This is a genomic window from Syntrophorhabdaceae bacterium (assembly GCA_035541755.1).
GTDB lineage: Bacteria > Desulfobacterota > Syntrophorhabdia > Syntrophorhabdales > Syntrophorhabdaceae > PNOF01.
On record DATKMQ010000093.1, the window covers coordinates 28432 to 53599 of the forward strand.

Here is a 25168-nt window from a genome sequence, read left to right on the forward strand (position 1 = left end):
AATCAGGGAAGATATATGCGGAAAAATGTCATATAATACAGGAAGATGCCAGCCGGGGATTACCCGGTGGGCAAGAACCGGCAAAAGGAAATGTCCGCTACCCATATGACGAACGTAAAAGAAGAAGTTCGCGCTATGCCAAAATCTCAAGCCAAGTTGGAAGAACTCATCACCGTTCTCAGGCAAAGCGAAGCCAAATTACAGAATATCGTGGGTAATGCCATTGAAGGGATATTTCAAACCGATCGTGAGGGGCGCTTGACGCACGCCAACCCTTCCTTCGCCCGCATACACGGGTATGATTCCCCTGCCGAGATCAAGGACGCGATTTTTGCCAAAGACCTCTTTGTTGATCCATCGGACCATGCGAGACTCATACAGGTTCTTCGTGAGCGGGGCTCGGTTCAGAGCTTTGAGGCCCGATTGAAGATGAAGAACGGGAACATACACTGGGTCTCTATGAATATCATGGTCTTTCGTGATGAAAGGGGCAAGGCCCTCCGGTATGAAGGCACAATGCTCGATATAACAGAACGCAAGCGCGCCGAAGAAGCCCTCACGGAAAGCGAAGAGAGATACAGGATCGCTATCGAGAATTCGAACGATGGTATCTCAATTCTTGAGGCAGATATATGCCAATACGCAAACAAACAGTATATGAGAATGTTTGGATTTGACCACCCCGAGGAGATCATCGGCAAATCGATAAAGCCTACCATCCATCCTGAGGACGTCGCGATGGTAACCGACATCCTAGAAAGGCGGCAGCGTGCAGAGCCTGTTCCATCAAGATACGAATTCAGGGGTATCACAAAGAAAGGGGATATGCTGTATGTCGAAGTGTCGGCGGCGAGCATCACGTTTCGTGGAAAACTCTTTGATCTTATTTACTTCAGAGACGTGACCGAAAGAAGACGCGCCGAAGAATCACTTAAGAAATCCCATAGGGAACTGGAGCGGCTGAACAAGGCAAAGGATAAGGCGGTACACCACATTTCCCACGAACTCAAAACGCCCCTCGCGGTCATCCAGGGGGTGATCGGTATCTTGCGCCGAAAATTCCAGGAAGCGTCACCGCCCGCGCTCACCGAGACCCTGGATACCCTGGAAAGAAATACGGAACGCCTTCTCGAGATATCCCGGGAAACCGATGAAATCTTCAGAGTCTCGCAGGAGGTTGAGGTAGGAATGGCCGTCAACGACCTTGATCGCCTTCTGGAAAAAATAGAGGACCTGTCCCACGTCCCTGAGGCGATACGGACGAGCTGGGAGCAACTCAAGGAATGGACGGTTAGCCACCTTGGCGCCGGTTTCCAGCAGGCGGAGCCGACAGATCTCTATACATCAGTTGAACTTGTGCTAGAAAAGATGAGTGAGGCCTCGCTTAATCGCCATCTCCAGTTGAGTATACACGGACACAAGGGATTTTTTGTTCATGTGGACCCCTCGATTCTCGGCTCCGTCGCCTGGTGCCTCATCAAGAATGCCATAGAGAATACCCCCGACCGAGGGTCCATTGAAGTGACGGTGGGGCGGGATGAGAGCGGAATCTTCCTCAAGGTGGCAGACCGGGGCATAGGTATCACCGAGGAAAATCAAGGCTCGCTTCTCGATGGTCTCTTTCATACGGAAGAAACCGACCTCTACTCAACCAAGAAGCCTTTCGCATTCGGGGCGGGCGGAAAGGGGCTGGAGCTTCTTCGAATCAGGCATTATGCAGAGCGCTACCACTTCAATATCTCGTTTGAAAGCAAAAGGTGTATATACATACCTACCGATAGAGATATCTGTCCGGGCGACATTACCCTGTGCAGCTACTGCAGGAGTGCCAATGACTGTAAGGATTCCGGGGGGACAACCTTTACCGTGACATTCCCGCAGGCAGATGCGGCGTAATGAATTAGGGGCGCAAGACAGACGCCTGAAGACGCGGGCTTATGGAGGGATACCCCACAAGCCCGGCACATTAAGGCCTGTTAATACCAGTATGCGATATTTGTTTTGGTTTTCCAGTCTTTTTCCCAACGCGCATTCAAGTATGCTTCCAATTTGTCCATAAGACGCTTCCAGCCGGTCTTGTAGTCATTCGTCAAAACGTCTTCGAGGAAAGGAACTAATTCGCCAATCTTATCTTTTGGGATATAGGCCATGGCGCCCATATCGTGAGATTTGGCAAGGGCTTCAGGATTTAAGGCATGACCTGTGAGCATGGCGACCCTGAATTTGCGTTTGACGGCAATCTCGAGAAGATCAAACCCCCTGACACCCATAATGTCGAGTATGACGACATCGTAGCTGTTTGCGTCAAGAAGTTGAGCTCCCTTCTCGTAATTGGCGGCTTTGTCGATGGTGCAATTAGGACAGGATAGCAAAATCCCTTCCTCGACCACCGCGAGAATGTCCGGTTCATCATCAACTATTAGGATCCTTTTACCGTTTAAAATCGACTCTGCCATTGTACATACCTCCCTTTGTGCTGTTTATCGTTCCGTTGCTTTCTACATCACAGAGCTCATAACTGAAATCTGTACCCTCATTGCAAACTGACGATACGTAAATATAACACGCAGGCAGACGACAGTCAAGACAATAATTCATAATAATGAACAAATGCTCTGCTATACTCAAATAATATTATGAATTTTAGCCTATATACGTATTCTCCATCGTGAACATATGTATTGTTTCGGGCGAGTTAAGCGGTGCCCACTGTTCGAGAAGAGTGAAGAGACGGCTCATGGGATTCAGAGATACGGCCTATTGAGCCCTAATCTCATAAGCCGGTCCCGTAAGGTAAAGAGGCGCTCCTCACACCATGCGCTCGTAAGGCATGACCTCATTTGAAACGGCTTCTCAAGGTTCCGTTATGCAAGACAGGGCGCGGTTAAGACGAGGAACAATGAAAGGAGGTGGGGTTGGATCACGAGGCCTAAGCTTCGCGGGCCTGGCTTAGCGGTCGAGCATGGTGCGGATTTTTGCAAGAACCTCATCGACTTTCAGGGGCTTGGCGATAAAATCAAATTCACCATCGACGATCCCCTTGTCAAGGACCACATCCTTAGTGTATCCGCTGGTGAAAAGGACTTTGACGTGGGGGTTCGTCTCATGCATCTGTTCGTAGACCTCCCGTCCGTTCTTTTTCGGCATCACCGAATCGATGATAATGAGATCGATATTCCGGTGTTGTTTGAATTTGTCTATGGCATCCTCTCCATCCCTTGCCTCGATGGTCCCGTAGCCATACTCGCGAAGCACCTGCTCAATGAAGTGCCTCACCTCCTCGTCGTCCTCAGCGATAAGGATTGTCTCGTTTCCCTGCATAATAACGGGGAGCGCCGAATCCTCACCCTCGTTCGGCCTTAACATCGCTTTGGGGAGATAGATGCGGAAGGTTGTGCCCTCATCCGGTTCGCTGTGCACCGTAATATATCCGCTGTGCTGCTTTACAATGCCGTAGACCGTAGCGAGACCAAGGCCCGTACCTTTACCTACCTCTTTGGTGGTAAAAAAGGGATCGAAGATGTGTTCTTTGGTTTTTCGGTCTATACCCGTGCCCGTGTCTGAGACTATGATCGATACGAAGCTACCCGGCTCACCGAACCCGTGAGTCCGGATGAAATCCTCGTCCATGTAGATAACCTCCGTCTCTATGACGAGCGTTCCACCCTGGGGCATGGCGTCCCTGGCATTGGTTACGAGATTAAAGAAAATCTGATCCATCTGGGATTTATCGGCCAGGACCACCGCATTATCGTCCGTGAGAGACGTGCGCAACTCGATATCCTCGGTCAGGAGTCTTCTCAGTAATTTTTCCGTTGTACGTATGGTACCGTTGATATCAATAGGTCGGGGAGTTATGGGTTGCTGTCTGCTGAATGTTAGGAGACTCTGGGTGAGATCGGCAGCCTTCCGGGAAGCGGCGAGGATCTGTTCCACGTATGCCTTAAGCGGACTATCTTCACCTATCTTCATTTGAGCAAGGGTTGCATATCCTATCAGACTCGTGAGTATGTTGTTGAAATCATGGGCGATGCCTCCTGCGAGGGTGCCAATAGCCTCCATTTTTTGCGACTGACGAAGTTGGGATTCGAGGTGTTTCCGCTCTGAGATGTCACGGTGGATGCCCCTGTAGCCTGAAAACCTTCCAGAACTATCGAAAATGGGCACGCCGCCCGTCTCAAGCACCACCTTTTTCCCGTCTTTGGAAATATTAGTATTTTCCAACCCTGCAAAAGCATTGCGGAACTTGACAGCATTGTTGAAAATAGCGGCTATACGTCTTGCCTCGTCGCGTTCCATAAAATCAGAAGGCGTTTTACTGATCACCTCTTCGGGCTCGTATCCAAGAATGTCTTTCACCTTTGGGCTGGAGTATGTGTATACGCCGTTCTCGTCCACCTCCCACACCCGTCGCTCGTTGTCTCCACAAGCGAACGGAAGCGTTTCTCACTTTCGCGCAGAGCTTCTTCTGCGCGCTTGCGCTCGCCGATGTCACGCCACACCGTGTAAGGGATATTCTTTCCTTGAACGGGGACCGCCGTCAGGGAAACTTCCGCCCAGGATTGTTGGCCGTTTGGAGCGCGGTGTACCCACTCGAAACGATGGGCGCCCGATTTCAAGGCAGTTGCGATCATCTCCTGCGCTTTGTCGGTTGATAGACGGCCGTCGGGCTGCCTTTCCGGAGAGAGGTGAGCGGGGGTCAATCCGATAAGATGCTCCTTATCTGAAGACCCAAGAAACCTCACAGCCGCTTCATTATAGTCGATGAACCTGCCCTCGTGCAGTAACAATATCGGATCAGCCGATTTTTCAAAAAGAAGTCTGAATTTCTCCTCGCTTTCTCGGAGCGTTTCTTCGGTATGCCGCCGTTTTTCTTCTTCCCGCACTACAAACCACGCTTTCACGCCGTAATACGAAATCAGGATGCAGCCCAGCAGGAAAATGCCGCCGACCAAAATGAGTCTGTTCCTGAAACCCGCAAGGGATGAGAGGACCTCGGTCTCGGGCGAGGTAACCACAATCGACCAGAATGTGCGACCTATACTGACAGGCATGAATACGGCATGCATTCTTACAGCATCTGTTTTTTGCCCGCCAACGTTATCACAGGTGTAGACCGCCGCACCCTGGCGTTTTTCGAGCATATTGTCGGCCATGGCAAGGATTGAGGGGCAATCTTTGGCATTCTGAAATACCGAATTTTCCACGTGGCCGGGGATGGGACAGAACAGTTCTGTACCATCCCGACTTATTACCCAGGCGTATCCTGCCCTGCCGGTCTTTATAACTTCTAAGTATTTCTTTGCGAGCGCTTCAAAATTAAATGTCGCAGCCAGCGTCCCCTGGAAGGTCCCGCCCTTCCATACGGGCACATGCAGGGCGATGGTCTTATAACCTCGCGCGCTCATGAACACATCGCTCGTAACCGGTTGGTGAGTTTGTATGATTTCACGTACATGCTTGAGCGATGAAACGTCTTTGCCGATTATGCTCCGATCGTACGGCGCCGAGTAGATAATCCTGCCTCTTGCATCCAATCTCGTGAAAGACCTGATAAGCCCTGTGTTGTGTCTGTAAAGGCTTTCCAGGTACCCTCTGCCCGTCCTGTCGATATTCTTGATAGCATCCATCTCGGAGAATGTGCTGAGGTCTCTTGTCCAGTCCGCGAAGAAATCTTCGACCCCCCGGGCAGCCTGTTTAGCCTGGAGCATCTGCTCGGCATTGAGGCTCTCGATGGCTTCACGTCTGGCTTCGTAATAGAGTGATAGGAAGAGAAACACGCAGACAAGCACAAACAAGGCAAAGAAAAATAGTACCCGCCTCTTTCTCATATCGATTCTCTCCCCATATACGGGCATCCCTTCGACGGACGCAGGGCTTTTCTGTTCCCCTGTTCTTTCCAATCACCGACAGGACAATAATCATCTTCCGGACGGTTCATGACAGGGACAGGCGCATTAAAAAAAATCCGACATCACACTATCATACTTCTTATCGGCAGGAATGCACAAGATATTAGGGGATACTTCGCATGCGCCGTCTCATCATGCATGCCTTGCGGCATTTTGGATTTGACTTAAGTCAACGACAACGTCTCTAGCCTGTTTTATAAATGGTATAATTGGTGATATGATGTGAAGGAGGAGACTATGGCGGAGAACAACAATACAGCTATTACGGCTCAGGTGCAGGCCTTGGGAGACCTGGTCGCATACCAGGAACATTCGGTGGTCAGCAGGGAGATCATCCATAAATCTTCGGGGACCATGACGGTTTTCGCCTTCGACAAGGGTGAGGGTCTAAGCGAACACACGGCCCCTTTTGATGCGGCGGTTTATCTCATTGAAGGAGAGGCAGAGGTCTTTATTGACAGCCATCCTTACGTAGTCAAAAGCGGGCAAATGATCATTTTGCCTGCCGGTAGGCCGCACGCGCTCAAAGCGCTCACCCCCTTCAAGATGCTGCTCGTAATGATAAGATAAGAATACAAGGAGGGACGCTATGGATAAAGAGGCGCTCACGAAAAAACTCAAGGCCCGCGCAAAGGAAGGAAGAATAGCATGCAAACAGGCGCTCAAAATCGCGGAAGAGGAAGGTATATCTTCCAGGGAAGTGGGCGCTCTTTTAAACGAGCTCAAGATAAAGGTGAGAGGCTGTCAGCTGGGTTGCTTTCCCTGATCAATGGCGATGTGAACGCCTGATAAGGAGAATCGTCAGGCCTATCACAGGCCGTTCTGGTCGAAGAACACGCTCATGGCCTTTACCGGACAGACCTTCACGCAGAGCTCACAGGCTACACATTTCTTGTAGTCGAATTCCACTTTCATGCTCTCTCTGTCGGCAATGTGAAGGGCAAGGGGAGCACAAACACCGGTGCAGACACCGCAGTGGACACATCTTTTCTCGTCTCTGCGTATGTCCTGTTCTATGGGTTCTATATCGATACTCAGGTCTTGCAGGTACTTGATGCCTTGCTTGTAGTTCTGTTCAGTGCCTTCTATCTCCATGACCATCATGGACTCGGCCCTGGGCGAGATGGTGGCCCTGAGGATGTTAAACACCAGGTTATAGTCTTTCACCAGTTTATACACAATGGGTTTGTCGATAGTCCTTCTCTTGAAACGTAAGATAATCCTTTTTTTCATGACGACCTCTTTCCCTCACGCCACTTACTTGTGGCTTTCGGCCCTTGCAGTCTGACTATATCAATATCTCCCCATACGCCCAGGTGTTCTCCGAGAATAATGAGTATGCCGATGACCCCGGGGAACTTTTGTCCCTTTTCTATGGCGGCGGCTATATCATCCTTCTTTTTTACACCATTACCCAGGCAAGTTGCAAGCCCGTCTGCGAAGAGTGCCGAGTCCGCCACAATACAGACCGCGTCTGCGTTGCCCAGGCTCAATGATGGGCCGACCGTTGCAGAAGACGTGCAAATCCCGTAAGTCGAACTTCTCGCCTTGAGCCTGATGCCGAGCTTTTCACTAAAAGGAGACTTTTTGGCGTAGACCTGGATGATCCTTTCCACGTCGGTTTTCATGCTGATATCGCCCCCGTTTTCGATGATAAACGCGTCGGAAAGGAAGGCGATATCACTGCCGACAAACTCGGCCACAGCCCCAGCCACCGTTGCCATAGGGCCCACACCGAGCGCAGATGAGGCTTCAAGCATTTGCCCTACAATGCGGGGCGCCATCGGATCACCGGACAGGGGCGATAAGCTATCACGAAATGCCGGTTTTATGCGGATATATTCCTCAAGCTGATGCCGGTAAAAGAATACTCTTTCCTTTATGTGGGCGCTCAAATCCGTTCTCGTGCAGCAGAACAGGTCTGTTTCTTTGTGCCGCACTTCATAGCAGATGAGATCCTTGGGTCTCATCAATGCCCGATAGTATCGTTTCTCGTACATGGTTACTTTAGGTGTACGCGACTGGAAGTTCACCTGCTATCAATGAGTCTCGGGCAGGCGTCCTGTACCAACAAGGTTCAAAAGAAACCGGCAGGCTTACCTCGCGAATCGCTAAGAACATATTTATTGGTAAATATATCAGGCCGCTAACAAGGTGTCAACGAATTGGAACCAGGCTTAACCGGTGACGCGAGGGCGGGCTTTCCGCGCTTTCGTTCAGGCTTTCTTTACGCTGTCCGTCATCTCATCACTGTAGAAACTATATTTGTTTCTGCCTATGCCCTTGGAATAATACATGGCAATGTCGGCGTGCTTGACCAGTGCCTCGGGGTCCTTTCCGTCCTGGGGAAATATGGCCACACCGACGCTCGTCGTGACGGAGAGCTCTTGAGAGTCCAGCTTAAAAGGCTGCTGAAATACTTCGATGATCTTTTGGGCAACGATACCCGCATCGTATTCTCGTGCCATCTCGGGCAGTATCACGACAAACTCGTCCCCGCCCATTCTCGCCACAGTGTCACTCTTTCTCAATGTCCTGGTCAGCCGTCCCGCTACCGCTTTCAACAGGAGGTCACCTACCTTATGTCCCAGTACGTCGTTCACCTGTTTGAATTTGTCGAGATCGAGCATCATGACGGCTATCGCCTTTCCGTGCCGCTGAGCATTTGCCGTGGCCATAGCCAGACGGTCGTCGAAGAGCACCCTGTTGGGAAGTCCTGTCAACGCGTCGTGATATGCCATGTGTCGTATGGTCTCTTCGGCTTTCTTCGTGGCCGTAATATCCCGGATAATGCCCTGATATCCGATCGTCTGCCTGTTCTCGTTCTGCTTTGTCATGACGGTAACGAGGCAATCCATGACTTCTCCGCCACGCTTCTTCAGTTTCACCTCATAATCTTTTGTGAAACCCTTTTCTTTCATCACCTTTTTGAAGGCTTCCAGGTCTTCGGGTGATAAGTAGGCGTCTTTCGCATTGACCCTTAGGAGCTCCTCCCTCGCGTATCCAAACAGGTCGAGAAATGACTGATTCATATCTACAAATGATCCGTCCTTTCTCGTAATGTAGATGGCGTCCCGTGAGTCATCAAACAGAGATCGGTACCTCTCTTCGCTGTCTCTCAATGCCTGTTCCCATCTCTTGCGGATTGTCACGTCGCGTACAATCGCCTGAATCAGGATCTCCACGCCTAACTCGATCTTATTCAAGCTCACGTCGGCGTCAAACAGGGTCCCGTTACCCGAGCGGAATCTCCATTCAAAAAATTGCGGTTTGCCGGCGAGCGCCGTGTCGGTCTTCTCAATGATTTTTTCCTTTGAGTCCCTGCCGTCCGGCTGGCACTCCGGAGAGAATTCATAGATGGAACTGCCTATTATGGCTTCTCGGGCGCACTTAAACAACCGCAGCGTTTCGGAATTGCAATCAAAGAAATTTCCATCTTTCATGAGAAAGATGGAATCATTGGCGTATTCAAAGAGGGTTCTGTACCGTGTTGCGCTTTCTCGCAATTCCTCCTCGGCCTTCCTCTGGACAAAAGCGCCTGCGAAGAACTCACCCACCATCCTGAAAAGGAAGATCATATCGTCCGGCCAGGTCTTCTTGGCGGCAACGCTGTCCAGACCAAAGAACCCGATTAATTCAAACCCATGCACAATTGGTATGCAGATGATCGACTGGATGCCCTCACGCTCCCACTCTTTCTTCTCTTTCTCCGCTTCAGGCGGCAGCTCTGAGACATCCGGCACCTGCACGATCTCAAGGTTACGAATCCTCTCAAACAACCAAGGGAAGTCGTCCGTCGGCAGGTGCTGCAACTCCTCCGCGTATGGTGTCACGCCATGATGGCACCACTCGTGGGTATTGCTCACCTTTGTTCCGTTCGCGTCAAACAGAAAGACGTATGTCCTCCCCGCATCGGAGAATTGCCCGACAATACTGAGAACGTCTTTAATCCCGCCGTCAATTTCGTCAGAGGGAAGATACATGAAGTTGGTTGACAGGTTGAAGATAAGATGGAGCAGCCTCTCCTTTTTTTCAAGCGCACTTTCCAATTCGAGACGTCTATCAATCTCCTTTTGAGCGCACTCCTCGTGAGGCCCACCATCAGCGGAAAACGGGGGGTCTGCCTTTGCGAGAGCCTCTTCGCCGGCGATACGCTCCAGCTCCACAAGGCGCCGACGCATGGCCTCTATTTCCTCGAGGACTTTGCGCTTGGTCTTTTCTTGTCTTCCGGTCTCGTGCGCTCCCTCTTTGGAACCGAAGTGTGGTTTGATCACTTTAAAGGTTTTGTCTGTACCCATCTATGCCGTTACCTATGAATATTGGGCGGAAAGGCCTATGCCTTACGCCCTGTTTCTCGATGTCGGCCGCAACACGAGGTGTCTTCATTCCGTTTGCGGCGTCAAGTATCTCTCGGCCAGCGTGATGGCCTTAAGTCGCGCATATCGGGCCACTCCCCATGGTTCAGCCGGTACACACATTATGCCCGTGCTTAAGTAGGTTATCGGCATAAGGAGGCGATAATTAAATATCAAGTTGCATATGTGCCGGCTAATTTGGCCTCTTAAGCGTGCCCATACGAAAAGCGCCGGGGTCTTGAAACCATAATGAGGCGGGAGACTGTTTAAGAAAAACTTTTATTTTTCGATAAATTGTTTTAGAATGGGCTGATAAATTGAATATTGATCTGATTCCCAGGGAGGTACGTGAGAATGGATGCAGCAAAGCTCACCATCAAGGCGCGTCTGGCATGGGGTTTGGGATTAATAATCGTTTGCATGGCGGCACTGATACTTATAGGCGTATGGAGCTTAAAAAGTATCGACAATAAGCTCGAACAAATTCTTGCGACAAACAACTTAAAAATCTTTCTTGCTCACGAAATACGGGATACGACAACTTCCATTGACATGAGCGTCGTAACCACCGTTCTTTCCGCCGATGAGGCCACTACAAAAGAACAACGCCAGAAGATAGAGGCCTCTCGGGCAACACTTAACGGCGCCATGGAAAAACTTGAAAAACTGGAAAATACGAAGAAGGGCAAAGACCTCATTGCCAAGATTAAGGAGAACTATGGCATAGCCCAGTCCACGAATGACAGGGTGATAGATTCGGTTGCCTCGGGCAACTCCTTAGTCGGCGGCTCGCAAAGTCTTCAAGTGATGACGCTCGTCACAGCAAGTCTCCAACTATCCGAAATGCTCGGCGCAGCCTGCAAGGACCTGGCGAACTACCAGGAAGAGCAGAGCGCTGTTGGGGGCAAAGAGGCAAAGAGAACTTACAGAATCGCTTTTATCTCCCTTGTGGGGTTCGGAGTGGTTGTGCTCGCGTTCAGCGTCCTTCTTGCCTTGTGGCTCACGGCAAGCATCACAAACCCGTTGAGTCAGGGGGTCTTTGTGGCGAACAGGATAGCCGAAGGCGATTTGACGGCTACGATAGAGAATATCGGCAGGGATGAAACGGGTCAGCTTCTCGGGGCACTCAAGGATATGGTGACAAAACTCCAGGTCATCATCGGCCAGGTGAAGAGCGCCGCCGAGAATATGGCATCGGCAAGCCACGAGCTCAATGCAAGTTCGGAACTCATGCTAAAAGGAGCGTCAGAACAAGCGGAGAGGGCTTCCCAGGTGGCTACCGCTTCGGAAGAGATGTCGCAAACCGTCCTCGATATTGCGAAAAATACGTCGAGTATAGAAACCTCAGCGACCGATACGGCCAAACTCGCAAAGGATGGGGAAGCGGTCGTAGACCGGTCAGTTGAGAAGGTAAAATCCATAGCACACACCATCGACCAGTCAGCCCAGTTAATAAAATCGCTCGGTGACCGCTCCAATCAGATAGGTCAAATAGTCAACGTGATCAATGAAATTGCCGATCAGACAAACCTTCTGGCGCTGAACGCCGCTATCGAAGCGGCACGCGCCGGTGACGCGGGTCGGGGATTTGCCGTGGTCGCTGATGAAGTGAAGAAGCTTGCCGAAAGGACCGGCAATTCCACCTCTGAAATAGGCGGAATGGTAAAATCCATACAGGGCGAGGTTCATCAGGTCGTCCTGTCCATGGAAAACATAACAAGGGAAGTGAAATCCGGTGTGGACTTGTCCGCTCAAGCCGGAGACGTTCTCAGAAACATCGTGAGTAGCGTGAACACGTTACACGTCATGGTGCAGCAGATAGCTTCAGCGACCGAAGAAATGGCGTCCACCTCGGAAGAGATCAACAAGGATATAGAGATGATTTCATCGCTATCCACGGAGACATCGGGCAGCTCGGGGCAGATCGCAAAAGCGTCGAGCGAATTGTCCATCCTGTCGGTGAATTTGAAAGATATGGTGAAAGGGTTTAAGGTCTAAACCATCAGGTATTTCTTCTTCACTTCTTCGTTGGCGTTGAGCTCGCTCACGGTCCCCTCAAACCTGATAGCACCCTCGTCGATAACATAGACCCTGTCGATCAGCTTCAGGGCTGACCGCACATTTTGCTCCGACAGGAGAATGCTTATGCCCTGGTCCTTCAGTTTCAGGATTTGCTGCTCAAGGTCTCTCACGATAAGGGGCGCCAGGCCTTCCGTGGGTTCGTCGAGTAAGAGAAGCTCCGGACTTGTCATGAGCGCCCGGGCGATGGTGAGCATCTGTTGTTCTCCTCCGCTCAAGTTTCCCGCTCTTCTCGTTTGCATATGGGCGAGTGCCGGAAATAGGTCGTAGATCCGTTCTTTATTCCAATCATCGTTTCTCTTAAAGGCAATTTCCAGATTGTCATCCACGCTGAGACCGGCAAAAACCCTGCGATCGTCAGGCACGTACCCTATACCTTCCCGCACGAGGAGGTACGGCTTGCTTCCCGTTATCTCCCGCTCGTTAAAGGTAATGGCGCCCTTTTTGGGAGGGGTAAGTCCCATGATGCTTCTCATAGTCGTACTCTTGCCCGCCCCGTTTCTACCCAACAGGCCTACGATTTCACCTTTGGAAACCGTAAGTGATATGTCAAATAATATATGACTCAGGCCGTAATACGTGTGGATTCCTTTTACATTAAGCATACGTCACTCCCGCCAAGATACGCGTCCTGTACCGCCTGATTACACCTGACTTCCTCGCAGGACCCCTGAATAATAGTGGTCCCCCGAACCATAACCATTATTCTGTTCGAAATAGAAAATACAAGCTCCATATCATGTTCACAGAAAAGAATCGTGAGACCCATGTTTTCCGAAAGGCGTTTGATAAGCTCTATGCAGCGTACCGTCTCTTCCGGGGCCATACCGGCGGTCGGCTCATCGAGAATCAGGAATTCGGGATTGCCCCCAAGGGCCATCGCGATTTCAAGCACCTTGCGATCGCCATGAGAGAGCGCCCCGCTCACGTCAGCCCGTTTGCCCGCGAGGCCTACACTCTCCAGGATACGGTCGGTCTCATCTATAACGAGTTTTTTTGAAGGTGTAAAAAGATTCCAGGTCTTGCCCTCCCTCGACAATACCGAAACCTGGACGTTTTCAAAAACGGAGAGCTTTTGAAATACATTCACCACCTGAAACGAACGGGTCATTCCCTTTCTACAGATGATATACGGTGGAAGTCCTGTTATCTCTTCGTTTTTGAAGAGCACGCTCCCGGAGTCCGGTTTTAGTATGCCGGTAATAAGGTTAAAAAGTGTGGTCTTGCCCGCGCCATTCGGACCGATGACGGCCACGATTTCTCCCTTCTTCACATCAAGGTTGGCCGCGTTAACAGCTCTGAACCCCCCGAACGATTTGGATAACGAGTTTATTTGTAGCACGCGCTCACCTCTTTGCCGGTTGTTTATCGAGTTTTCCCGCGAACTTTCCCATGACATAACCGAGGATGCCGCTGGGAAGAAAAAAGATCACGGCCATGAGAATAATGCCCAAGATGAGCGACCAATATTCGGTATAGGAACTGACAAAAGTTCTGATCGATATGATAAGCGCCGCACCCACCATCGGCCCCATGAACGTGAGCCATCCGCCAAGCAGGCACATGATCACGACTTCCATGGAAAGCGCCCAGAACATCATGCCGGGGAATACCGAGCTGTCAACGACAACGAAGAGAACGCCTGCAACGCCGGCAAAAAAGCCGCATATAATGAGTGCGGCAAGCTGGTGGCGCCTCACATTGACCCCTATCATTTCGCTCCTCACCGGATTATCCCTGATACCCTGCAGCGCAATCCCGAAGGGGGCCTTTAAGATCTTGTAGATGACGAACATAGAAGCGGCGACCACGAGAAAAGTGAAGTAGTACGCCCCTGTGGAGGAGCTGATGAGGTCCGGCACAGGTATGCCGTGAATCCCGTCTTCACCCCCCGTGAACGAGCGCCATCGGTATATGACGGCCCATGCAAGGGAGCCTAAAGCAATCTGGAGCATACCGAAGTAAAGTTTGGAAAGACGAACACAGATTAGCCCCATAACGAGGCTCAAGATGGCTGCTACCACCGGCCCTGCTACAAAGCCGATCCATGGCGATATGCCCGTCTTGGTGAGCACAACGGCCGCGCCATAGGCCCCTATGCCATAGAAGACACAGTGGTGAAGCTGATAGATACCGCCAAAACCCAGGGCAAAATTATTGCTCGTGGCAAGAAGGCCGAAGAGCATAATAAGCGAAACCGTATAGACCAGGAACCGGGGGAGCCCAAGGGGCAAAAGCAAAAGAATGATGATCCCCGCATATCCCAACATGCGACCTTTGCCTTCTCGAATGGCCTGTCCCATAACCTGCTCCTCCGCTACCACGTTGATTTGAGAAGACCCGTCGGTCTAATCAGCAATACCACCACCACGGCGATATAGGGAAAAACGATACCGAATTGCGGCCATATGAGGATACCCAGGGATTGGGTCAGGCCGAAGATCAGCGCACCCATGAGTGCCCCCCAGATATTGCCCAATCCACCGATAATAACGATGAGAAACCCCTCCATGATGAGGGTAGAATCCATGCCAAGGGTAACGCCGACGGTCGGGGCAATCAGCGCGCCGCCCAAGCCCGCCAAAAAACATCCGATCACAAAGACCGCAGCGAATACCCAACTCACGTTTATTCCAACCGCTCCGACCATCTCCCTGTCAACGGCGGCTGCCTGCGATATCTTGCCAACCTTGGTCTTGTTGACAAGAAACCAGATCCCGACCGCCACAATAGGGCCTACGACAAGAAGAAAGACATTATATAGAGGAAAGGGCAGTCCTCCGAACACGGAGACGAACCCCTTCAATGCCTGGGGCACCGGCACCGTTTTGAAGTCGGCGCCCCAGACCATTTTTACTAGATCCCCAAAAACCAAGGAGACAGAAAAGGTAAACAGAATGAGCATGAGGTGCTCTCTCTCGTAGAGAAACTGGAAGAGGCCTCGTTCTACGGCAAGGCTCAGCAAGGCGACCCCCAGGGGGGCGCCGATAAGAGCCGCTATAAAGCCCGTGTATCCGCCACCCACGACATTTGTGATCGTGTAAGCCATAAAGGCCCCGATCATGTAAAGGGATCCGTGGAATACGTTCGGTATACGGAGCACGCCCAGTATGAGGCTTAAACCCGAAGAGACGATGAAGAGAATAACCGTACGACTGAGCCCCACCATAATCTGGGTCAGCACGCTTGCCGGGATAAACGAATAAATAAAATCCAAGGCCCTTCCCTCCTTGTGGTGCTTCTACTTGGCTTTCGCCCTCAACTGCTCGATCTCTTCACAGGACGGATACCCCTGTCCCGGCGGCACGGTCATAATGTCAGTACCGATGAGAAAATCTTTATACTCGGGCACTTTCTTGGTCATTCCGTAGTACACGGGAAGCATGAGCTGGTGATCACACTTTCTCATCTGGAGCTTTCCGATGGCGCTTGTATCCAGGGTCATGCCTTCCAGGGCGTTGATAAACTTTTCCTTATCTATGGCGCCTGCTTTCTCGTATGCCTTTGAAATGAACTGGGCTGCAGTGTACCCGTAGAAGGACGGCATAGTAGGCACCCTGTTATACTGCTTCTGATATTTGGCCACAAAGGCTTTATTTTCAGGGGTCTGCGGGTAATAGAACATATAGCTTGCCGTTCCCGCTACGTTCTCAGGTCCTTCAAGACCCAGTGAGGTAAGAACCGCAAATTCAATGGCTGTGTGCTGATAGATGGGTACCTTGTCGATGAGCCCGGTGGCTTTAGCCGCTTTCTGAAAACCGATAACGCTGGCTCCGCTGTTACCCATGATAATGTAGTCCGGCTTGGCAGCCATAATCTGGGTGATGTAAGGAACAAAATCTGTCTCGCCGACTTTCCACCATGTTTCACCGAGAAGCTGTGCTTTCGGGTTAAGCTTTTTTACCGTGTTCCAGGTTGATTCGCAGATGGCATGGCCGTACTCCATATCGTCGCCGGCTATCCAGTATTTGGTGTAAGGCTTTTTGGCCAACACCGCCCCTGCAGCTCTGCCGGCCATGGCCGTATTCTCTGAAAAGGCAAATACATAGCGGTGGCCCTTCTCACCGGTGATCTTCTCACTCTTCGCATAGGTGACGAGGAAGGGAAGTTTTTCTCTCTTGGCGAAATCCGATATGGCAAGGGCGGACGCGCTACTGATGGTTCCCATCAGAAGGTCAACGTTCTCCTTCATCACGAGTTCCTTGGCCATAGCAAGCGCCACATCGGGCTGAAATTTCTCATCCCTCGTTACAATCTCAATCTTTTTACCGAGGACTCCCCCTTTTGCATTAATCTCATTCACACCCAGCCTGAATCCGTCGCGCATGTCGATCCCGAAGATGGCAGCCGGCCCGGAATAACTATCTACGATGCCTACTTTGATAGTCTTGCCTGCCGCATGGGAGGCCGGACAGACGAAAAAAAGGCCAAGGAAACCGATAAGACATAATGACAGCAGAAAATACCTTTTCATATGCTACCTCCTTGATTTTTTTGATACTACTGCTTGCCCCTATCATTCATTGAAACCACGCACAGTATAACTCCGCTTAATGCCAAACCTCCTGTTCTTCACGCACAAAGGTGTACCGCCTTGTCCGGATCATAGCTGAGCAAATCTTCCTGGGCTTCCTGCAAATGCCGCTCCAGAGCGGCTACAGCGGCTTCCGGATCGGACCTTTCGATCGCCTGAAGGATGCGTTTATGACCTTTCATGGATCTCACCGCGTTGTTTATCATATAGATACTCTGTCGTCTGAATCTTAACATGTGCCATCTCAACATGGGCGCCATCTCAAGCAGACGATCGCTCCCGCTCAGCCTGGCACTGGCCTCATGAAACTGGCCGTCCAGTTCCGCATAAGCCCGAAGGTTCTCTTTTAAGATTTCCTTCTCCTGTTTCAGTACGTTCTTTTTTAACTCTTCCGCAAGTTTCTTCTGCGACCTTTCGATGGCCCACCTAAGCGCCAATCCCTCGATGGCCATACGTATCTTACAGATCTCCTCCATCTCGCGTTCCTTCATGCGGGCAACCACATATCCCACCCTGGGAATCGCCTTGATAAGCCTCTCCCGTTCAAGGTTGTGGAGCGCTTCCCTGACGGGTGTTCTTGATATGCCTATCTCCCTGGCAAGTGTGGTTTCGATAAGACGTTCATCCGCCTCTATCTCTCCGTTCAAAATCTTTTCGCGGAGGTGGTCGAGCACCTTCTTTCTCAGGGTGCCATTATCTTCAACGGTAAATTTTTTCAAGATTGTATACTGTACTTCAGCTATTTTTGCTCTGTCAACAAAATTTGTAAAAAACTCTCTGTCTCTGAAATCTTAAGATCTTCCTCGCATTTCCCAGGTTTGACAGAGGGGAACGCGTGTGATAGCATTGGGCATCAACGCCAAAGAGGTGGCGATGCGAATGAGAGGACGTGGCAAGACCTTCGATGATCTCAATGTTGGCGATGAGGTCATCACCATGGGTAGAACAGTCACAGAGGCCGACGTGGTCAATTTCGCCGGCATCTCCGGAGATTATCATCCCGAGCACACACATGAGGAATACGCGAGCAAGAGTCCGCTCGGCGGCCGGGTGGCCCACGGCATTCTCATCTCGGCGATGGCTTCCGGCATGGTCAATCAGACTGGCATAACGGAAGGGACGACCATCGCACTCCTCGAGATGAGAGAACGGTTTCTCAAGGCTGTCAGGTTCGGCGACACGATTCGGGCGGTATTCAGGATCGTAAACAAGAAGGAAACTAAAAAGCCGGACAGGGGGATTATCACGGCCAGTTTACAGGTGCTCAATCAAAGGGATGAGGCCGTTCTCGAGGCCGAGGTCGTAATCATGCTTTATAGAAGGGGTTATCCCCAATAGGCGCGGCTCTCCCCACGGAAATCAACAACGAGAACGAAATAGTAAGAAACAAAAAGGGAAGGTCCCCGGAATCGAGAAACCCTCCCTCACAATACAATACCGGTCTAAATTTACGCCATTGCTTTGAGTTTTTCCTGCAGGTTCTTCGTGGTCTCGGCCTCGATCTGTTTCGTCTTCTGTTTCATAATCCTGTCGCCGAACATGGCAAGTTTGCCTACGATGCTCACATCGACGGTATAGACGATCTCAACCTCGTCGCCGACCTGATTGAGCCTCACGTCCATCTTCATATTGAAACGACCGAGTTTCGTCATGTCTTCGCCGTCGCCTTCGTACTTCATAAACTTCGGTTTTTCCGTTTCCACAAGGTGCATGGTGTACTTCATCTTCACGCCGAAGACGCCTACCTTCTGTTTCATCACTCCGGTATAGGTCTTGTCATCAATGATCGTGGGCGGCTCAGCGCCTGGCAGACAACCCATGATGCTCTCCGGTTTCATGACGAAATCGTACAGCTTGTCAATAGGGGCTTTTACCTTTACACTACCTTCAAGAATCATAGAAACCTCCTAGAATAGCCCTCACTTTATAGATCGGGCTTCATGCGGATACCTCCGGTCTTGCCGACCGGAGGTCTTCCGTATTCTTCTTCAAAGATGATTACAGTTTACTCTGCGCCTTCTCTACGAGTTTGGCAACAGTTTCGTAGCTCGCATTTCCGGGGCTCGTGGCCTGCTGAACCAATAGGTCTGCGTATGATTCGCCCTCTGACTCCACCCACGCTCTATGAGGTTTATCGCCAGTCCCGAATATATGCCGCGCTACCTGCAGACTGAAATTCCACTGTTTTTTACACACAGGACATTTAAAGGCCATTGTACTCTCCTCCCTTATTTTCCTTTTTTAGCACCTTTTGCTGCTTTGTCTTTCTCTTCCTTTTCCTTTAAGGCCTGGACTATCATATGCGGCCTGACCGGGCATTCTTTCATCTGAATGCCGAGGGCATGGAATATGGCGTTGCCGATTGCCGCAGCCGTCGGGTTCGTGAGGCCTTCACCCGCTTCTTTTGCTCCGTACGGTCCCTCGGGCTCGTACGTATCAATCTCAGCGATGGGCGTCTCAGGCATCTCGGTTGCCCTGATCATCTTATAGTCAACCAGGTTCGGGTTCATAAGTTTGCCGTCTTCATAAGGCATATACTCGAGGTATCCATATCCTGCTGCCATGGAGAATGCACCTTCGAGCTGACCGATAAGACCGAGGTGGTTAATCGGCGTACCGCAGTCGTGAGCGGTAAGGCTGTCAATGAGATCTATATGGCCTGTCTCTTTGTCGATCTCAACCTCTACCGCCTGCATCATGTAGCTGTAGGCCGGGGAAATCATACCTTTTCTGTGAGGAGTATAGAAACCTCTGCCGATAATTCTCTGGCCATCTTTGCCGCGGGTCGCTATTTTACACAGCTCTTCCCATGGCATACCTCTTTCCGGACGCGCCACGATATGTACCCAGCGGTCCTTGATGTCGAGGTCGTAGACGATATTGAGTCCCATCTTCGCGTAGGCAAATTCAAGGATCTGCCTCTTTGCGTCTTCGCAGGCCCTCTTAGTGGCATTACCGGTCATCAGGGTCTGGCGGGAGCCCCAGGCGCCCAGGTCTGCAGGGCAGTGATCCGTATCGCCGGAGTGTACCGTGATATCCTCGACTTTTACTCCGAGGGTCTCAGCCGCAATGATTGCCATGGTCGTGTTGGAACCCTGTCCGATTTCAGTAGCTCCTATGTGGAGAATGACGGTTCCGTCCTGATTGATGGTGACGACCGCCGAAGAGAATGAGTAGGGGGTATCGAACCAGTTAAAGATACCGCCGGACATAAAGCCCGCCGCCGAGTATCCGATGGCCCTGTTTGCAGGCAGTTTGCCCTTGGCTTTGATCCATTCTTTGGTCTTGGTAAGCGCTTCATCAAGACCGCAACTTGCGATGTAGGCTTGGCCGGGAACTTCGTAGCCCGCATAGTGGCCATTCTTGCGTCTCATCTCGATAGGATCAAGACCCAGGTCGGTGGCCATCCATTCGAGCTGCTGCTCGGAGCACCACATCGCCTGAGGAGCGCCAAAACCTCGCATGGAGGTAGATGGCAGGGTGTTGGTGTAGACGCGGTAACCGTCATATCGGTATGCCGGCCATACGTAAGGGAAAGAGTGGAAGAAGCCGGTCAGATAAAGAGCTGTTGCTCCCATGCCGGTATACGCGCCGCCGTTACTCACGACCCTCGCTTCACGGGCACAGAAGGTGCCGTCTTTCTTTATACCTGTTCTGACCCAATAGTGCATGGGGGTACGGCGTTTCGTGGCAATAAAGTCTTCTTCTCTTGTATAGACTATTTTCACAGGCCTGAACAGCTTCATCGTAAGGATCGCGGTACAGAAAATCGCACCATCAAGCTCGAACTTTCCGCCGAAGCCGCCGCCCACGTATTTGGCGATGACGCGGATATCGCCCTCTCTGATACCGAGGACGCCTGCCATGAGTGCCTGCATATAATAAGCCGACTGGTTTGAATGATAAATGGTAAGTTTGCCTTCAGGGGTGTAGCTCGATACGGCCGCGCGGGTTTCCATGCACATGTGGGCCTGGCCACCACAGAAGAAGTTATCCTCTCTAATGTAGTCCGCTTCCTCAAAACCGCTTTCGACATCGCCCCATTCGATATGACGCGTCACGTTGATATTTCTTTCCACGCCCTCATGGATCGTGGGAGCATCTTTTTTCATCGCTTCCATGGGCTCAAAAACGCCGGGGAGCACCTCGTAGTCAACCTCGATAAGATCGAGTGCCGCCTCCGCGATCTCCTCTGTAGCGGCCGCAACTGCGGCAACAGGCTCGCCGATATAGCGTACCTTTTCCACCGGCAGTATCTGCTCATCGCAGAGTTCCTGATAACGCCGCCAGATACCCTGTTTGATACCGAGCGTGTCTTTGCCCGTTACAACAGCCTTGACGCCGTGGAGCGCTAAAGCTTTGCTTGCATCTATGTTCTTTATTCTTGCATGGGCATGCGGGCTGCGCAGGATTTTACCGTAGAGCATACCGGGTAGCTTCGTGTCAAAGCTGTAGGTCGCCCGGCCTGTAACCTTCGCAACGCCGTCTATATTGTGAACGTGTGTATTGAGGACAGTCAGCTTTTCTTTGGCGAGACCAAAGGTGGTCATCTCCTGTCCTTTTTTGGCTGTGGCCTCTTGTGCTTTCTTTGTCGTTGTCATACTGACCCCTCCTTATATTCACCTCTTGCCACTGCTTCGACAGCCCGTACGATACTGTTGTATCCTGTGCAACGGCATATATTTCCTTCGATACTCTCTTTTATCTGATCCTTTGTCGGCTTTTTGTTTTCCTTGAGAAGTCCTGATGTCGCCATCAGCATACCCGATGTGCAGAAGCCGCACTGATAAGAACCGTTATCCAGAAATGCCTTTTGGATCGGGGCAAGCTTACCGTTTACTTCGAGCCCTTCGGAGGTGGTGATCTTCATTCCATCGCACTGTACGGCAAGGACGGAACATGATTTGACCGCCATATCGTTTACAAGCACCGTGCAGGCGCCGCAAGAAACCGTTTCACAACCCCTCTTTGTTCCAGTGAGGCCAACATGGTCCCTTATTGCCTCAACGAGAAGGGTTTTGGGGTTTACATATATTTCATACGCTTGTTCGTTAACTATCAATGTTATAAGTCTCTTTTCCATTTCTCAAACCTCCTTCACCCTTATTTGGAAGCCTGTTCCCAGGCTTTTTTTGCCATGCGCTTCGTGAGAACTTTGACGAGGTGGCGTCTATATTCTTCAGATGCATGAATATCGGACACCGGATCCGCATCGGCAGCCGCGGCTTCTCCGGCCTGGGCAAACAGTGCGTCACTCAACTTCTTGCCTACGAGCACCTTCTCCGCGCTTTTGGCCCTGATCGGTGTGACGCCGGCATTACCGAGGACAACCCTCGCATCTTTGCAGGCGCCGCTCGCATCGGCAACCACGGACACAGCCACGCCAACAACTCCCATATCGTTTCGCAGGAGGTTGAATTTCGTATATGCCACACCGCTTTTGGCGGGCATAGGGGGAACCTGGATTTCAACGATCATCTCGTCATGTTCCATAACCGTTTCGAAAATGTCGGTGTAGAAATCTTCGAGCGGGACAAGCCTTTCACCCTTTGCCGAAGCAATTTTGACCTGTGCATTAAGCGTGGTGAGGACCGGAGCAGGATCTCCTGCCGCATCACCGTGGGCAAGGTTGCCGCCGATCGTGCCCCAGTTACGGGTCTGTGTGGAAGCGAGTCTGTCTTCCATCTCTACAAGAACAGGATAATGCTTTTTGATCACATCCGATTTCTCGATCATCCTGTGCGTCGTGGTGGCGCCCATCTTGAGGCCTTCTTTCGCGTCATACTTGATGTAGCTCAACTCATTGAGCCCTTTGATGTCGATCAAGTAGTCCGTGACTAATAGCCCTTGCCGCATCGGAATCAGCAATGACTGACCGCCGCAGACGATCTTGCATTCATCTACATGGTCCGCGAGCATGGCCAGGGCTTCTTTGACGGAGCCGGGTTTTAGGTACGTAAAATCGTGTATCATGCGTCTCTCCTTTCGTTAAATTTTCCGAATTCCTTATCTAGTAACTTATAGCATCATACGATACAATTGCCAGGACTCAAACTACCGCACACCGAATTTCTCGAATTCCTCCGTTTCTATCATATCTTCCACATCGGTAATCACGTTGCGACTGGACAGAACCTCGGAAGGAACATCGACGGTGAAATTTCGAACGCCATAAACCGTTTTTTCTTTGCCAGCTTTACCGCCCTCGCCTACCAGACATCCGCGATACTCCTTTTTGAAACACAAATAGTAGTGACTTCCCCTGTATACGGCGCAGTCTCTGCAGATCCGGTTTGAAAAAGGACACGTCATTGCTACTTTTGCCATGTACCATCACCTCTCATAACGCATTTTTCACGACAAAAATCAAGGACATTTTCCATGCTGCCTCATCTCTTTGCCGTGGGAGTTATTTGCCAGAGCTACCTTTTTCCGCTGTCCTGAAACACCTCTGAAGTTTCAATGGCTTATGTTCATTATTACGAATCATGCAACCCTTGCTTCCTTTTTATACTATAGTTTATATTCCTTATCAAGTTTTTTTTGAAGCATACCGCCTTTTATTGTTCAGTATAGAGAACATTATATTCTCCGGTTGGACTCTGGATCATGACGCATGTGCCGGGAATTTTTTCCCGGCACATGCGTGAACTCGTGCAGATTATCTTACTTCCACTCAGGCATAGGGAGTTTCTTGGGGGCCTTCCAATCCTTCATGGATTTCATCCAGGGTGCTCGATCCACGAACTCGTCATGGGCAAGCGGAACCGGCGGATGGCAAACCCACAGCGGGTCAAATTCATCTTTCACCTTGAGAAGCCATTCGTGGTAGTTCGGTCCGTATTTGGGGCCCGTGAGGTAGAGGGGTTGATGCGGGCCAAGAAGCGATGTATAGAACCGCTCTTTGATGTTCATCTTGGAGGTTTCAACATAGAACTGGTCTACGCCCGTTGTATCCTCATCCTGATCCCAGTACACGAGGAATTCCGAATATCCCTGATGGCCGAGCTCAAAGCTCTGGAACCAGCCCGGATCACCGTAATCGGGCATGAGAGGAGGCGTATAATTTCTTTTGGTCTTGGCATAGGATTCGCCATGTACCGTGGCCTGTGAGAGCGATTCGATGATGTAATCAACGGAGACATAAGAACCGCACATGAGCCACATACCCGCGGAGTCAGCATTCTTGATCCACGACTCGTCGAGCGGTCTTGTTGCCCTGGGTTTGGCGCCCAATTCTGCCATAATGTCGTTTAACACATTTTCATCGTACTGCATCTGTTCTTCCGAGGTATAACCGATAAGGAGCACGCGCACGATAAAGAAGTTCTTGATCGTGTTCTCGTCTTCTTTGCCCCAGAGTTCCCAGAACTCTTCTTTGGACTCCGCCTTATTGATCGCCCTCCAGAAAAGGGGCACCTTTGTGATGGCGCCCGCTACCTCGGCCTTTCCGACCTCAAACATGGCCTTTACCTGGGCCGCTTTACTCGGCACCTGGTAGTTGATCCATTTGACCCGGTTCGTGGGGAGTTGCAGTCCCGTGTTCGGTGAAATGCCGGTGGGTACGAGCGGCTCGGGCTGGAAGGGAAGGGTCTTGATTGCCATTTTCGTTACAATTCCGAGGCAGCCACGCAGTCCCGTAAACCCGCGAAGAAGTCCTCTCAGGTCAGGACCGGGACCGTCTCCCCAGAAGGGATCGCTGCCGTCGGCCAAAGAACCCATCTTCACGAGTTCTCCGTCAGGCAAAACAAGCTCGGTGCCGAGGATACGTCTGTGGGGCAGACCGATTCTGTGGCTCAACGGTGACCACCCATCGCCGATCAGGTTTGCGATCGCCGATGCCTGCGCCCCGCCGCCGCCGATGACTACGTAGGCGCCTTTGTTGAGTGCTTCCTGCTGGATCGGGGAATAAATAACGCCGGGGCCGACGACGATGTAGAAGTGTTTTTCGTCGATCTCGAAGTCATTCATCCGCTTCATGTCGATGAGCAATTCGTTCTCCACATGGCAATGGGAACGGGGTCCGTAAAAGCCGGTTGCATAGGGCACGTACGGAACTTTATACCGGTTGCATATCTTTACGATCTTTTGCACGTCCTCGGTCGTCCTGGGCAGTATCACTGCGCCCGGGATTTTGGTCATGACCTTCTCATATCCGAGACCGCTTTCATACCCGCCCGGTCCGGACCTGTATCCTTCGCAGACAGCAGGATCATCGGAGAGATACCTGGCGCCAACGACCGATTCTAATGCGTTGTATGCTGCTTTCTGTATACTCATATCATGCC

24 protein-coding genes are annotated in these 25168 nt (G+C 51.1%); 5 read left to right on the top strand and 19 right to left on the bottom strand.

The features are described 5' to 3' along the window. Positions 1 to 45: 45 nt before the first annotated feature. Positions 46 to 1896: a PAS domain-containing sensor histidine kinase gene (locus tag VMT62_08960; GenBank protein HVN96544.1), complete on the top strand. Its 1851-nt coding sequence runs from the start codon at positions 46 to 48 to the stop codon at positions 1894 to 1896. An 80-nt stretch (positions 1897 to 1976) separates the two neighbouring features. Here VMT62_08960 and VMT62_08965 read toward each other — a convergent pair whose 3' ends face one another. The 3 genes from VMT62_08965 to VMT62_08975 form a co-directional block, all read right to left on the bottom strand. Continuing rightward, positions 1977 to 2456, bottom strand: a complete 480-nt coding sequence (locus tag VMT62_08965) for a response regulator (protein ID HVN96545.1) — start codon at positions 2454 to 2456, stop codon at positions 1977 to 1979. Between the two features lie 493 nt (positions 2457 to 2949). Next, positions 2950 to 4398, bottom strand: coding sequence for an ATP-binding protein (locus VMT62_08970; GenBank protein HVN96546.1), 1449 nt, complete (start codon positions 4396 to 4398; stop codon positions 2950 to 2952). After that, the gene (locus VMT62_08975; protein HVN96547.1) at positions 4356 to 5831 is read right to left on the bottom strand and encodes a cache domain-containing protein; all 1476 of its coding nucleotides are present in this window, start codon (positions 5829 to 5831) and stop codon (positions 4356 to 4358) included. The genes VMT62_08970 and VMT62_08975 overlap by 43 nt, the downstream gene beginning before the upstream one ends. A gap of 318 nt (positions 5832 to 6149) precedes the next feature. Here VMT62_08975 and VMT62_08980 point away from each other — a divergent pair, with 318 nt between their 5' ends. Both VMT62_08980 and VMT62_08985 read left to right on the top strand, forming a co-directional pair. After that, on the top strand, positions 6150 to 6482 hold the full coding sequence (locus tag VMT62_08980) for a cupin domain-containing protein (protein ID HVN96548.1): 333 nt from the start codon (positions 6150 to 6152) through the stop codon (positions 6480 to 6482). Positions 6483 to 6501: 19 nt separating this feature from the next. After that, positions 6502 to 6678, top strand: coding sequence for a hypothetical protein (locus VMT62_08985; protein HVN96549.1), 177 nt, complete (start codon positions 6502 to 6504; stop codon positions 6676 to 6678). 44 nt (positions 6679 to 6722) lie between these two features. Here VMT62_08985 and VMT62_08990 read toward each other — a convergent pair whose 3' ends face one another. The 3 genes from VMT62_08990 to VMT62_09000 form a co-directional block, all read right to left on the bottom strand. Further along, on the bottom strand, positions 6723 to 7145 hold the full coding sequence (locus tag VMT62_08990) for an NIL domain-containing protein (GenBank protein ID HVN96550.1): 423 nt from the start codon (positions 7143 to 7145) through the stop codon (positions 6723 to 6725). Next, positions 7142 to 7912, bottom strand: a complete 771-nt coding sequence (locus tag VMT62_08995) for a UPF0280 family protein (protein ID HVN96551.1) — start codon at positions 7910 to 7912, stop codon at positions 7142 to 7144. Before VMT62_08995 ends, VMT62_08990 begins: the two co-directional genes overlap by 4 nt. A gap of 216 nt (positions 7913 to 8128) precedes the next feature. Then, entirely contained in the window at positions 8129 to 10210 is a 2082-nt protein-coding gene (locus VMT62_09000; GenBank protein ID HVN96552.1) for a diguanylate cyclase, read from the bottom strand. Between the two features lie 411 nt (positions 10211 to 10621). Between VMT62_09000 and VMT62_09005 the strand changes: the two genes are divergently transcribed. Next, a complete protein-coding gene (locus VMT62_09005) occupies positions 10622 to 12265 on the top strand; it encodes a HAMP domain-containing methyl-accepting chemotaxis protein (GenBank protein ID HVN96553.1) in 1644 nt (547 codons plus the stop codon). Here the strand turns inward: VMT62_09005 and VMT62_09010 are convergent. From VMT62_09010 to VMT62_09035, 6 genes are all read right to left on the bottom strand, one after another. Then, entirely contained in the window at positions 12262 to 12951 is a 690-nt protein-coding gene (locus VMT62_09010; protein HVN96554.1) for an ABC transporter ATP-binding protein, read from the bottom strand. The two genes, VMT62_09005 and VMT62_09010, sit on opposite strands and share 4 nt — an antisense overlap. Next, positions 12939 to 13688 carry an ABC transporter ATP-binding protein gene (locus tag VMT62_09015; protein HVN96555.1) on the bottom strand — a complete coding sequence of 250 codons (750 nt, stop codon included), beginning with the start codon at positions 13686 to 13688 and terminating at the stop codon, positions 12939 to 12941. Before VMT62_09015 ends, VMT62_09010 begins: the two co-directional genes overlap by 13 nt. A 4-nt stretch (positions 13689 to 13692) precedes the next feature. After that, positions 13693 to 14649, bottom strand: a complete 957-nt coding sequence (locus VMT62_09020) for a branched-chain amino acid ABC transporter permease (protein HVN96556.1) — start codon at positions 14647 to 14649, stop codon at positions 13693 to 13695. 14 nt (positions 14650 to 14663) lie between these two features. Continuing rightward, positions 14664 to 15563 (bottom strand): branched-chain amino acid ABC transporter permease, encoded by a 900-nt coding sequence (locus tag VMT62_09025; protein HVN96557.1) that lies wholly within the window; start codon positions 15561 to 15563, stop codon positions 14664 to 14666. A 24-nt stretch (positions 15564 to 15587) separates the two neighbouring features. After that, positions 15588 to 16820, bottom strand: coding sequence for an ABC transporter substrate-binding protein (locus VMT62_09030; GenBank protein HVN96558.1), 1233 nt, complete (start codon positions 16818 to 16820; stop codon positions 15588 to 15590). 98 nt (positions 16821 to 16918) lie between these two features. Continuing rightward, a complete protein-coding gene (locus VMT62_09035) occupies positions 16919 to 17599 on the bottom strand; it encodes a GntR family transcriptional regulator (protein ID HVN96559.1) in 681 nt (226 codons plus the stop codon). Positions 17600 to 17717: 118 nt separating this feature from the next. On the opposite strand from VMT62_09035, the gene VMT62_09040 reads away from it, so the two are divergent. After that, positions 17718 to 18218: a MaoC/PaaZ C-terminal domain-containing protein gene (locus VMT62_09040; protein ID HVN96560.1), complete on the top strand. Its 501-nt coding sequence runs from the start codon at positions 17718 to 17720 to the stop codon at positions 18216 to 18218. Between the two features lie 110 nt (positions 18219 to 18328). Here VMT62_09040 and VMT62_09045 read toward each other — a convergent pair whose 3' ends face one another. From VMT62_09045 to VMT62_09075, 7 genes are all read right to left on the bottom strand, one after another. Beyond that, positions 18329 to 18778, bottom strand: a complete 450-nt coding sequence (locus VMT62_09045; GenBank protein ID HVN96561.1) for an SRPBCC domain-containing protein — start codon at positions 18776 to 18778, stop codon at positions 18329 to 18331. Positions 18779 to 18878: 100 nt separating this feature from the next. Beyond that, positions 18879 to 19094, bottom strand: a complete 216-nt coding sequence (locus VMT62_09050; protein ID HVN96562.1) for a hypothetical protein — start codon at positions 19092 to 19094, stop codon at positions 18879 to 18881. A 14-nt stretch (positions 19095 to 19108) separates the two neighbouring features. Then, entirely contained in the window at positions 19109 to 21481 is a 2373-nt protein-coding gene (locus VMT62_09055; protein ID HVN96563.1) for a xanthine dehydrogenase family protein molybdopterin-binding subunit, read from the bottom strand. After that, positions 21478 to 21963, bottom strand: a complete 486-nt coding sequence (locus VMT62_09060) for a (2Fe-2S)-binding protein (GenBank protein HVN96564.1) — start codon at positions 21961 to 21963, stop codon at positions 21478 to 21480. Before VMT62_09060 ends, VMT62_09055 begins: the two co-directional genes overlap by 4 nt. Positions 21964 to 21983: 20 nt before the next feature. Continuing rightward, positions 21984 to 22853, bottom strand: a complete 870-nt coding sequence (locus VMT62_09065; GenBank protein ID HVN96565.1) for a xanthine dehydrogenase family protein subunit M — start codon at positions 22851 to 22853, stop codon at positions 21984 to 21986. A gap of 81 nt (positions 22854 to 22934) precedes the next feature. Continuing rightward, positions 22935 to 23207, bottom strand: coding sequence for a hypothetical protein (locus VMT62_09070; protein ID HVN96566.1), 273 nt, complete (start codon positions 23205 to 23207; stop codon positions 22935 to 22937). A gap of 339 nt (positions 23208 to 23546) precedes the next feature. Beyond that, positions 23547 to 25160: an FAD-binding oxidoreductase gene (locus VMT62_09075; GenBank protein ID HVN96567.1), complete on the bottom strand. Its 1614-nt coding sequence runs from the start codon at positions 25158 to 25160 to the stop codon at positions 23547 to 23549. Positions 25161 to 25168: the final 8 nt, after the last annotated feature.

What these genes read in the sequence shown, in the direction of transcription:
- VMT62_08960 (HVN96544.1), top strand. Translation starts at nt 46, where the DNA reads ATGCCAGCCGGGGATTACCCGGTGGGCAAGAACCGGCAAAAGGAAATG.
- VMT62_08965 (HVN96545.1), bottom strand. Translation starts at nt 2,456, where the DNA reads ATGGCAGAGTCGATTTTAAACGGTAAAAGGATCCTAATAGTTGATGAT.
- VMT62_08975 (HVN96547.1), bottom strand. Translation starts at nt 5,831, where the DNA reads ATGAGAAAGAGGCGGGTACTATTTTTCTTTGCCTTGTTTGTGCTTGTC.
- VMT62_08980 (HVN96548.1), top strand. Translation starts at nt 6,150, where the DNA reads ATGGCGGAGAACAACAATACAGCTATTACGGCTCAGGTGCAGGCCTTG.
- VMT62_08985 (HVN96549.1), top strand. Translation starts at nt 6,502, where the DNA reads ATGGATAAAGAGGCGCTCACGAAAAAACTCAAGGCCCGCGCAAAGGAA.
- VMT62_08990 (HVN96550.1), bottom strand. Translation starts at nt 7,145, where the DNA reads ATGAAAAAAAGGATTATCTTACGTTTCAAGAGAAGGACTATCGACAAA.
- VMT62_08995 (HVN96551.1), bottom strand. Translation starts at nt 7,912, where the DNA reads ATGTACGAGAAACGATACTATCGGGCATTGATGAGACCCAAGGATCTC.
- VMT62_09000 (HVN96552.1), bottom strand. Translation starts at nt 10,210, where the DNA reads ATGGGTACAGACAAAACCTTTAAAGTGATCAAACCACACTTCGGTTCC.
- VMT62_09005 (HVN96553.1), top strand. Translation starts at nt 10,622, where the DNA reads ATGGATGCAGCAAAGCTCACCATCAAGGCGCGTCTGGCATGGGGTTTG.
- VMT62_09010 (HVN96554.1), bottom strand. Translation starts at nt 12,951, where the DNA reads ATGCTTAATGTAAAAGGAATCCACACGTATTACGGCCTGAGTCATATA.
- VMT62_09020 (HVN96556.1), bottom strand. Translation starts at nt 14,649, where the DNA reads ATGGGACAGGCCATTCGAGAAGGCAAAGGTCGCATGTTGGGATATGCG.
- VMT62_09030 (HVN96558.1), bottom strand. Translation starts at nt 16,820, where the DNA reads ATGAAAAGGTATTTTCTGCTGTCATTATGTCTTATCGGTTTCCTTGGC.
- VMT62_09045 (HVN96561.1), bottom strand. Translation starts at nt 18,778, where the DNA reads ATGATTCTTGAAGGTAGTGTAAAGGTAAAAGCCCCTATTGACAAGCTG.
- VMT62_09050 (HVN96562.1), bottom strand. Translation starts at nt 19,094, where the DNA reads ATGGCCTTTAAATGTCCTGTGTGTAAAAAACAGTGGAATTTCAGTCTG.
- VMT62_09055 (HVN96563.1), bottom strand. Translation starts at nt 21,481, where the DNA reads ATGACAACGACAAAGAAAGCACAAGAGGCCACAGCCAAAAAAGGACAG.
- VMT62_09060 (HVN96564.1), bottom strand. Translation starts at nt 21,963, where the DNA reads ATGGAAAAGAGACTTATAACATTGATAGTTAACGAACAAGCGTATGAA.
- VMT62_09065 (HVN96565.1), bottom strand. Translation starts at nt 22,853, where the DNA reads ATGATACACGATTTTACGTACCTAAAACCCGGCTCCGTCAAAGAAGCC.
- VMT62_09070 (HVN96566.1), bottom strand. Translation starts at nt 23,207, where the DNA reads ATGGCAAAAGTAGCAATGACGTGTCCTTTTTCAAACCGGATCTGCAGA.
- VMT62_09075 (HVN96567.1), bottom strand. Translation starts at nt 25,160, where the DNA reads ATGAGTATACAGAAAGCAGCATACAACGCATTAGAATCGGTCGTTGGC.